This window comes from Flavobacterium sp. SP2, assembly GCF_057626655.1.
The window spans coordinates 1-8,294 of sequence record NZ_JBVHBT010000014.1; the positions used below are offsets into that span (position 1 = coordinate 1).

The following is an 8,294-nucleotide window of genomic DNA, read 5'->3' on the forward strand; positions in this document are numbered from 1 at the left end:
TAGAGGTAAAACAATAATTACCTCAAGAAATCTATTGTCTTAATGGAATAAAACTTTGAATTATTATCAAAAAAATAAAATAAAAAATATCATTTTTATTTTGGAAATATCATAGTAATCAATAGGCGAAAACTGGTGTTAGCGGTTCGTTGTTTTTTTAGTCAATTTTTCAATTAATTTTTTATCATCTATTTTTATTGCAAATTTTAGCGGAGTATTTTGAGAATTATTTTCAGAATCCGGATTTGCATTATAAGATAATAGTAGATCAACCATTTCATACTCATCTTTTGCATTGAAAACAGCCGTCCATAAAGGAGTATTTCCATGTATATTCTTTTCCTCGATGTTTATTTGTCTTTCAAGTAATTCTTTAGCCAATAAAATATTATTGTTTTCACAAGCAAAATGAAGAAGATTCATTCCATTTTGATAAATTTCATTTACATTTTTAAATTCTCTTGCTTTTTGTAAAAATATTTCACTATTTACAACATATTCAAACAAGTTAATTTCATTCTTTTTGTCATCCAAAGGTTGTTTGTCAGTTTCTATTTTGCGTTTTTTAAAATAGTTAAATATTTTCATAAATCAAATGGATTTCAATTATTGACGCTGAGGTTTACAATGACCGCTAACTATTATATATGCTAAAGTTTATGTGCAATTTTATTTGTTTAGCGTACGTTTCGCGGCTTCATGCAGTGGCGATATACCAAAACCAATCCTTCACAAATATAACCAAAACTTTAATTTAATTACCTTTTCCATTTTTGTTAAATTCCGTGCCTCGCCATTTCTTGAAACCGCTATTATGAGCTGGTTTTATTTCCGCAAAACTTTAATCATTCCATGTGCACCACGTTTTCCATATATTTTAGGTGCTTCTTCTTTAGTCATAATTTGGATGTCTTTACTATTCATTTTTTCAAGAGTTTCAAAAAGCTGATTTGGTTCATAATCTGCTATCCTGTAATCAAGAAATAAAAGTGGATTTGGACCAATTTCTCCATTTTTGATTTTCTCTTCAAGAAAAGATTTTACATCGTAAGTTTTTTGACCTATTTTGTTTGTTGAGTAATTCGAATCTTCTTTAATATTCAGTTTATGTTCTCTAATAATTTTCCAAAACTTCTCAGACCATTGTCCATTATCCCAAACTACTTTTTTTGAGTTAAGAATATTTTCTAGTATGCTTTTTTCTGTTTTTTGTTCAATTAGAAAGCTTAACAAGAAATGCATATCCATGGGCCATTTTGTTGCTTCCATTTTATTTATAAAATTTTCATTAAAAGGTGTTAAGTCTTTTTTATAATCATCTTTAAGAACTTTTAGGAAATTCCATAAATCTCCGGATTCCAATTTTACAATACTGTCTGAGACAGACTTTTCAAATTCTGCTTTCGGAAGTTTGTTAAGTTTTTTGTAATTATCTTCTTGAGAAAAACAAAAAAACGGAAGTAATAAAAAAATGAATATTCTCATATTTTGCAGATTTTTCAGCAACTTGCTGTTAAGGTTTTGCTGCTTCTGGCAGTGGCTATGAACCAAGACCAAGCCTTCACAAATATAAACAAAACTTTAAATTAAATACCTTTCCAATTTCTGATAAATCCCGAGCTACGCCATTGGTGCAAACGGCTGTTAGCGGTAGTTTTTTTTCAGAGCTTTTAATTTATCTAATAGTAAGTTCTTTTCGGCATAATCACTCCTGTTTTCAAAATGTTTATTTATCCAAAACTCCGCTGCATCAAAATCATTTTTTTTGCATATAAAAAACCAAGTATATATTCAAATGAAATTACACGCCTTCCAATTTCATAAGTTGGATTTTCTATTTCACTTAAAAGCTTTGTTATATTTTGATCAATTGTCTTATTTTCTTCAAACCATTTTTTTAGTTTTAGGATATTATTCTCAATAACATAATTTAAACTTTTTCTAAACTTTTCTTCATTAACAGTACTTATTTTGTCTGGATTTATTGGACTGTTATTCTCATAGCTCTTTTGCCAACCTTCTAATCTTTTATAATACATTATTTTAGTCGATTTATCGGTTTTGTGATATGTTAATTTATTTTGTGAGGAAATACTTGGAATAAAATCATAACAGATTCCAAATGAGAAAGAACCTCCAAAACCTTTGAAAACATTGTATTCTACGACAAACTTAAGTCCATTTTCATTGAAATCGCTAAACCATAAATATTTTCCGTTCCAATTCTTTAATCCAATTTCAGAAAACTTTGGTGTTGCAAGTTCATTAAAAATTTCAAGTCTTTTTTTTAGTAAAACTTCGTCCAAATTTTTTAAATCGGAGTAGAGTTCATCAATCGCTTTTCTTCTATCAATTAGGTCTTTAATTTTTCGAAAAAAGTTCATTTGAATTTCTGATTTTTAAAATTACTGCTAACGTTCCCAGGCTTTATTTCTGTTGCTTATTTTTAAGACTGGCGTTAACAAATATACCGAAAACTTTTAAAAGAAAAATGTGATGAGAAATAAAAAAGATAAGAGAACAAACGTCTATATAAGCCTAAGCGTAGCATAGCATAAAACCTGGGTAAGCAGCAGTTGTAATAATTAATTTCTTTTTTTGATTATAATGAAATAGAGTAGGAGAGTGACAAACCATATTATTAGACAATCTAATAAAAAGCTTTGTGGATTCCAACCATGATGTAACTCATTTTTGTCTATCCAAAATTGTTTATAATATTTAAATGGAAAGCCAATATTTGAAACTGGAAGCTCCGTTTTTTGTCTTGACAAAAGCGAAATCATTAGACTAAAATAGGAAATTACGCAAAACGAAATTGCTGAATATAGAATTGAATTAAATATTATTTTTCTCATCTCGTAATTAAGTTATAAATGTAGAATTTCTCCGGTTTTAGCTTCTTTTATTTTAGTAATAATCTCTTCGCCATGCTCATATGATCTACATTGAACAATAATTTTATTCGGTGCATTTTTAATGTCGTTTTTCACTGCTAAATTCTCAATAGCGTAATACCTATGTTAGCAGTCGTTCTTTCTAAAAATATTTATAATTTTCATTTTCTTCTCCGTTATTTTTCATTTTCATTTCTTTAAAAATTGCTATGATTTTGTCACCTTTGTCTGCGCAAAGTTCCGGAAAACTTATATTTTTTGATTGTCTACTTCCTCCACATTCTGCGCAAAACTCATAAAAGTCAATGAGTTTATTCTGTTTGTACAATAAAATAATATGTCTCGGATTGTAACAATCTGCCAAAACACATTCGTTTTCTTCTGAGAATAAAACTTTAGTGATTTTTTCTGCGAAATGTTTGTCAAGAATTATGTTATCAATGAACTTAATATTCGGAATTTTAACTGTATCGTTTTCTATTTTTGGTTCATAGTTTGAGCGATAAACATCTCTATGTGTATTGTATGAAATTAATCTAATTTTATCGTACTTTTTTAAGAACTCTGAACTTTTGTTGTCTTTTTTGCTACAAGAAACACTAAATATTAATATTAAAATAGAAAGTATAATTAATTTATTCATAGTGATTTACTTTTTTATTTTCTATTTTTTCGCAGAATGACTGATAACATTCAGGCGATTGGCGAGATTGCGAACTTTGGAACCGATTATTTTCTATCAAAGATAAAATTTCTTGCGAAATGTAAACGTGTATTTACTACAAAATTCGGAATCTTGCCAAACGCCTATTGATGGCAGTAATAATATTGTCAATTTAGTTCATTTAGCAATTTCAGAAAGTTGTCTGGCGGAAATATTTGTAGTTTCCCATCGTCCATTTTATATGGAATTTCTGTAAAAATTCCGTTTTTGTACCAAAAAATTTTATTGCTTAATGAACCTGGACCTTCTACATTCATATTATAAACTGCTGGAATAATTCCATTTATTGCTTTTACAACTTCTAAATTTTCAATTGGATAAATTATCGCTGAATGTCTGTGCGGAATTCCAATCAATAAGCCTTTACTTCCTGTAAATTCTTTTCTGTTTTCTATGTCATAAACTATATTTGGTGTGAAGAAATGGTCAGAATTTACAAACCAAATATCAAAAACTCCAAAGTTTTCTTTTGTTATAGTTTGTGGATATTTGTCTTTAATATTTTGTATTCCAATTTCAAAAAGTTCATTCTCAGTTTTCCCCCAATTTTTTATTTGTTCGGGACTTATATTACTAATACTATGTGGAAAATCAAATACAATCATTGAATAAATATCTCCTTTAAATTTTTTTCGAATTGTAAATTCTTTACCGACATAATCAATATATTCTTCATTATATAATCTTACTGCAATATATTTTTTTATTTCCTCAAAATTATCTGCAATTTTATCAAATTCTATTTCAAATTGATTTGCTTCAATTAATGAATTAAAATGATTATTAATTATTTCTTTATAATTTTTAGGTTTATCTTGTTTACAATTTTGCGCAACATTACTTAATCCCAAATTGCTAAAACCAAGTTCGTTTTCGGCTAAAGTTACAATTCCATCAGAAATTTTAATTGGTAGATTAATTTTTCTGAAATAATTCTCTATTTCATAAATGAATGTTGAATATTCTGAAATATCAAAAAAAGAAGCCCAAGTCGGAATTTCTGTTTTGATATTTTTTTTGTTAAAAAATGAGAACATATTTTTCTTTTAATTACGATTTTCCAAATTATTGCCACCAACGTTTGTCAGCTACAAGAAGTTGCGTACTTCATTCACTGTCAATTACAAATATAAACAACACTTTGATTCAACAATTACCAATTCTGATAAATCCCATGCCTAGCAATTTCTTGTAACTGCTGTTGTGCGACGTTTTTTTACATAAATTTCGATTTTATTTTATTCCAAAAAGATTTATTTTTCTGTCCACTTTCTAAATTACCTTTGATTATGTCAAATGTAACTGACGTTACTTTTCCATCTATATATTCAACTTTGTCTGCAATTTCTACACCTGCATTTAACAATTCTTGTGTGAGTTTTTCAGATGCGTCTCTTAAACCTAGCCAATCATTAGAATCAAAAACTAAATCTTTAGCTTTTGAAAGATTGATGTTAAATTTATTTTTTAAAAATTGAATTGTTTCAACTGGTGAAGCACCAACATTTTTTAAATCAGTTATATAATTAGAAATTTCAAAATTGCTAGAATTTAGATTTCCATTTATAATTTCACTTTTTAGATATTTTTTAGCAATTACTTCTGCTTTTTCTCTTGAAACTTTACCGCAGATAAATCTTTCATTGTATTCATTTGAACTGTCGATTTGGATTTCGTCTTTTATCATATCATAAACACACCACCACCAATAATTTTCATCCATCCATTCTGCTCGAAGCATTAGCCCAGCCCATTTTGCAGTACAATCGTCATTTAAATTGCCTTCCCAAATTATGGGTTGGCTTAAGTCTCTATTTGATATGTCTATTTCCATTCGTTTTTTTCAAAATATCGCATAACGTTCCAAGGCTATATGTCTGTTGCTGTTTTTATCACAGACCAAAGCAAATATACCGAAAACTTTTAAAAGAAAAACGCGATGAAAAAGAAAAAAGATAAGAGACCAAGCGTCCAAAAAAAGCCCGAGCGTAGCAATAGCATAAAACCTGTGTTGGCAGACGTATTTATTTTAAGAAATCCAAGTTCCTTCAATTTTGTCAATTTTCCACTTTCCATTTTCTTTTTTGATATAAATTCTAAATCCTTGTCCACACTTTCCACCGCAAACAAAACCTCCGTCAAGTATTCCAAATTTTTTATCTGTATCAAATTGTATCTTTCTAAAATATGCAACTCCGGAAAAGTTAAATTTATATTTACTTTCCCATATTTTATCTCTTTCCGGAAATTGATTTAAATTTTTCAGTTTGAATTTACCTTTTAGTTTTATTTTTTCAAAATCTAAATTATACTCTAAACTGTCTTCTTTATTTAGCTTTTGTAATTTTGACCCTTTAAAATGCTTTTCAAAATCAGCTTGTAGATTTTCATTATTAAATTTTATTTTTGATTCAAATGCGATTATAATTTTTGAAGTATCTTTTTCTATTTCTGAAGTTCTCTTTTTCCACTCCAATAAATTCTGTTTTTCTTTATCAGTTGCTTTTGTTGAATCAGTTTTTACATAGCGACCTTCCTTGTCATAAATTAATTTACCATATTTTGGTGGAAAATTCAATATAATTCTTCTGTCGATGCAAGTTGAATCAATTAAACTCGGTAATATTTCAGTCATTACTTTTTTTTCAAATTCAACTTCGCTAATTTTCTTTTCGCAGCTTGCAAAAATTAAAACTATTAAGATAAACGTGATTTTTTCTAAATTCTTCATAATATGTGTGCTAACGTCATTTGGCTTGCATTCAGTAGCTTTTTTCAACACTGACGCTAATAAATATACCGAAAACTTTGAAAGAAAAGACGGTGATAAAAAGAAAAAATTCTGACCGATTAGTTTCCCGATAAGTCCCAAGCCAAGCCATTGATGCAAACCAATGTTATGCCTAGTGTTTTATTAAATCTTCTTTTTTGTCACGAACAGTCATTAAAATTTTTGTCAGAGCAAAATACTCGTGTAAGGCTTCGTCTGAAAGTCCTAGTGTTGTTTTTTGTCTAGCATTACGTATTCTTTCAACATCTTGTTTGTTTAATTGTTTACACACAGAAGCAATTAATTTATCATTTCCAGAGAATCCAAAGAATTCCTTTTCAAAATTATATGGGACATCATTTAAATATTCAAGTATTTTAGCTCGGCTTTCAGTCCCTTTTGGTTTAATAATAAAGGTTTTTCTGTCTTTAATTATAAACTGAATGGTTGATTCGTCAAGTTCTTTTTTTTCAATTAGAGAATTTAATAACTCATCACCACTATCAGTTGCTAATAAGTTTAAAAGAACCGCAGCATTATGTTTTGCCGATGGATTGCCACTTTCTATTGCAGATACAAGACATTTTTCAGCAATATCTGTCGGCATATTGTTATATAAAAATATACTTGCATCAATAGCATTTAATGTTATAAAATGGTTGGATAGAAAAATTTTTGCGTCTGGAACATTAATTAGTTTTGTGGCAAGTTCAGTAACATCTAGTTTTTTATAATTAAGATAAAAACATATTTCAAGATACGTTGAAAGTTGTAAGTCTTCTAAGTTACACTTTTTAAGTCCATTTATTACAGTTGGTAGATAAGTATTTGTACTGTCAAGTCGTACTAGGAGTGAGGAGGCATCAAAACAAAAATACGAGTCTTTAGTTTCATTTTCAATCAATGTCTTTAAACAAGGAGATGCTTCTTTTGGATTGTTTTTTGCAGTTCTCCAAAATAGGTCGAGCTCATTATTTTTGAGGCTTTTTAAAGTGTCAGTTAAGTTTGAAGGCTTGAATCCATATACTTTTTTTTTCAAAAGTAGTAAACTATCACAAGTTGTCTGAGAAATGGAAATACTACTTATTAGTATAAATATAATTGCAAGTATTCTTTTCATCAAGTTTTTTTTAAAACATTAGGTATAACGTGTCGCCGCTTTGCGACAGTTGCTGCTTTTATCACAGCCGTATACAAATGTACCGAAAAGTTTGAAATGAAAAATATTCCAAGAACTAAAAAAAATTAAAGCCAAAAGCTAAATGATAAGTATCAACTCAAGCAATTGCGCAAAACGGTTGTTAGATGCAGGTTTACTTAATTCTCTTCAATATTAATTTGTCGCATCTTGTTTTATTATCATAGCCAGCGTCTAAGACAAGATAAGTATTCTTCAATATTTTTTTGTTATATACTTTAAAATAAATTTGATTTTCAAGTTCAACTATTTTTAATTTATAATGATCTTTTTCTGTCATTATTGGTGAACGTGCCGTACCATACTCTTTAGAGATAAAAAATGTTGGCTGCCAAAATGACTTCAAATTTTCAAAATGCCATCCAGTCGTTTCTGTACACTCCGAACTATAAGAATTATTATAAAAATAAATTAAATCAGATTTAAAAAAAATACTGTCATTATTGCAAGTTGACCAACTTCGTGATTTATTTTCCTTTAATAAGCTACGAATGCTTTTTTGAGAAAGCTTCGAATCTTGGCTAAATGCCATCGAACTAACGAAAAATAATATAATTCCCAGTTTCATAATTTAATCGTGGATGTCTTGTCCTGAAATAGGTTGACCATTTTTAGGTTATTAATTGAATCAAAAATACGGATTTGTAATCGGAATGTTGGTAACTTTTTTTTAAAAATTCCCTTCGGGTTTTAAAAAAGTTACCA

General features: G+C 28.5%; 9 protein-coding genes. All 9 read right to left on the bottom strand.

Annotated elements, in window-relative coordinates; genetic code table 11:
• Positions 1 to 138 precede the first annotated feature (138 nt).
• The 9 genes from ACZ098_RS17055 to ACZ098_RS17095 all read right to left on the bottom strand — a co-directional run bounded on the left by ACZ098_RS17055 (position 139) and on the right by ACZ098_RS17095 (position 8,157).
• A complete protein-coding gene (locus ACZ098_RS17055) occupies positions 139 to 588 on the bottom strand; it encodes an ankyrin repeat domain-containing protein (protein WP_487312973.1) in 450 nt (149 codons plus the stop codon).
• Positions 589 to 825: 237 nt separating this feature from the next.
• Positions 826 to 1,485 (bottom strand): hypothetical protein, encoded by a 660-nt coding sequence (locus tag ACZ098_RS17060; protein ID WP_487312974.1) that lies wholly within the window; start codon positions 1,483 to 1,485, stop codon positions 826 to 828.
• Positions 1,486 to 1,730: 245 nt separating this feature from the next.
• Positions 1,731 to 2,384, bottom strand: coding sequence for a hypothetical protein (locus ACZ098_RS17065; protein WP_487312975.1), 654 nt, complete (start codon positions 2,382 to 2,384; stop codon positions 1,731 to 1,733).
• Between the two features lie 655 nt (positions 2,385 to 3,039).
• Positions 3,040 to 3,540 carry a hypothetical protein gene (locus ACZ098_RS17070; protein ID WP_487312976.1) on the bottom strand — a complete coding sequence of 167 codons (501 nt, stop codon included), beginning with the start codon at positions 3,538 to 3,540 and terminating at the stop codon, positions 3,040 to 3,042.
• Between the two features lie 188 nt (positions 3,541 to 3,728).
• On the bottom strand, positions 3,729 to 4,658 hold the full coding sequence (locus ACZ098_RS17075; RefSeq protein ID WP_487312977.1) for a DUF1444 domain-containing protein: 930 nt from the start codon (positions 4,656 to 4,658) through the stop codon (positions 3,729 to 3,731).
• A 179-nt stretch (positions 4,659 to 4,837) separates the two neighbouring features.
• Complete coding sequence (locus ACZ098_RS17080; protein ID WP_487312978.1) at positions 4,838 to 5,455, bottom strand: hypothetical protein; 618 nt, start codon at positions 5,453 to 5,455, stop codon at positions 4,838 to 4,840.
• A 195-nt stretch (positions 5,456 to 5,650) separates the two neighbouring features.
• Positions 5,651 to 6,352, bottom strand: coding sequence for a hypothetical protein (locus ACZ098_RS17085; protein WP_487312979.1), 702 nt, complete (start codon positions 6,350 to 6,352; stop codon positions 5,651 to 5,653).
• A gap of 172 nt (positions 6,353 to 6,524) precedes the next feature.
• A complete protein-coding gene (locus tag ACZ098_RS17090; protein WP_487312980.1) occupies positions 6,525 to 7,511 on the bottom strand; it encodes a hypothetical protein in 987 nt (328 codons plus the stop codon).
• A gap of 193 nt (positions 7,512 to 7,704) precedes the next feature.
• The gene (locus ACZ098_RS17095; protein ID WP_487312981.1) at positions 7,705 to 8,157 is read right to left on the bottom strand and encodes a hypothetical protein; all 453 of its coding nucleotides are present in this window, start codon (positions 8,155 to 8,157) and stop codon (positions 7,705 to 7,707) included.
• Between the last annotated feature and the right edge of the window lie 137 nt (positions 8,158 to 8,294).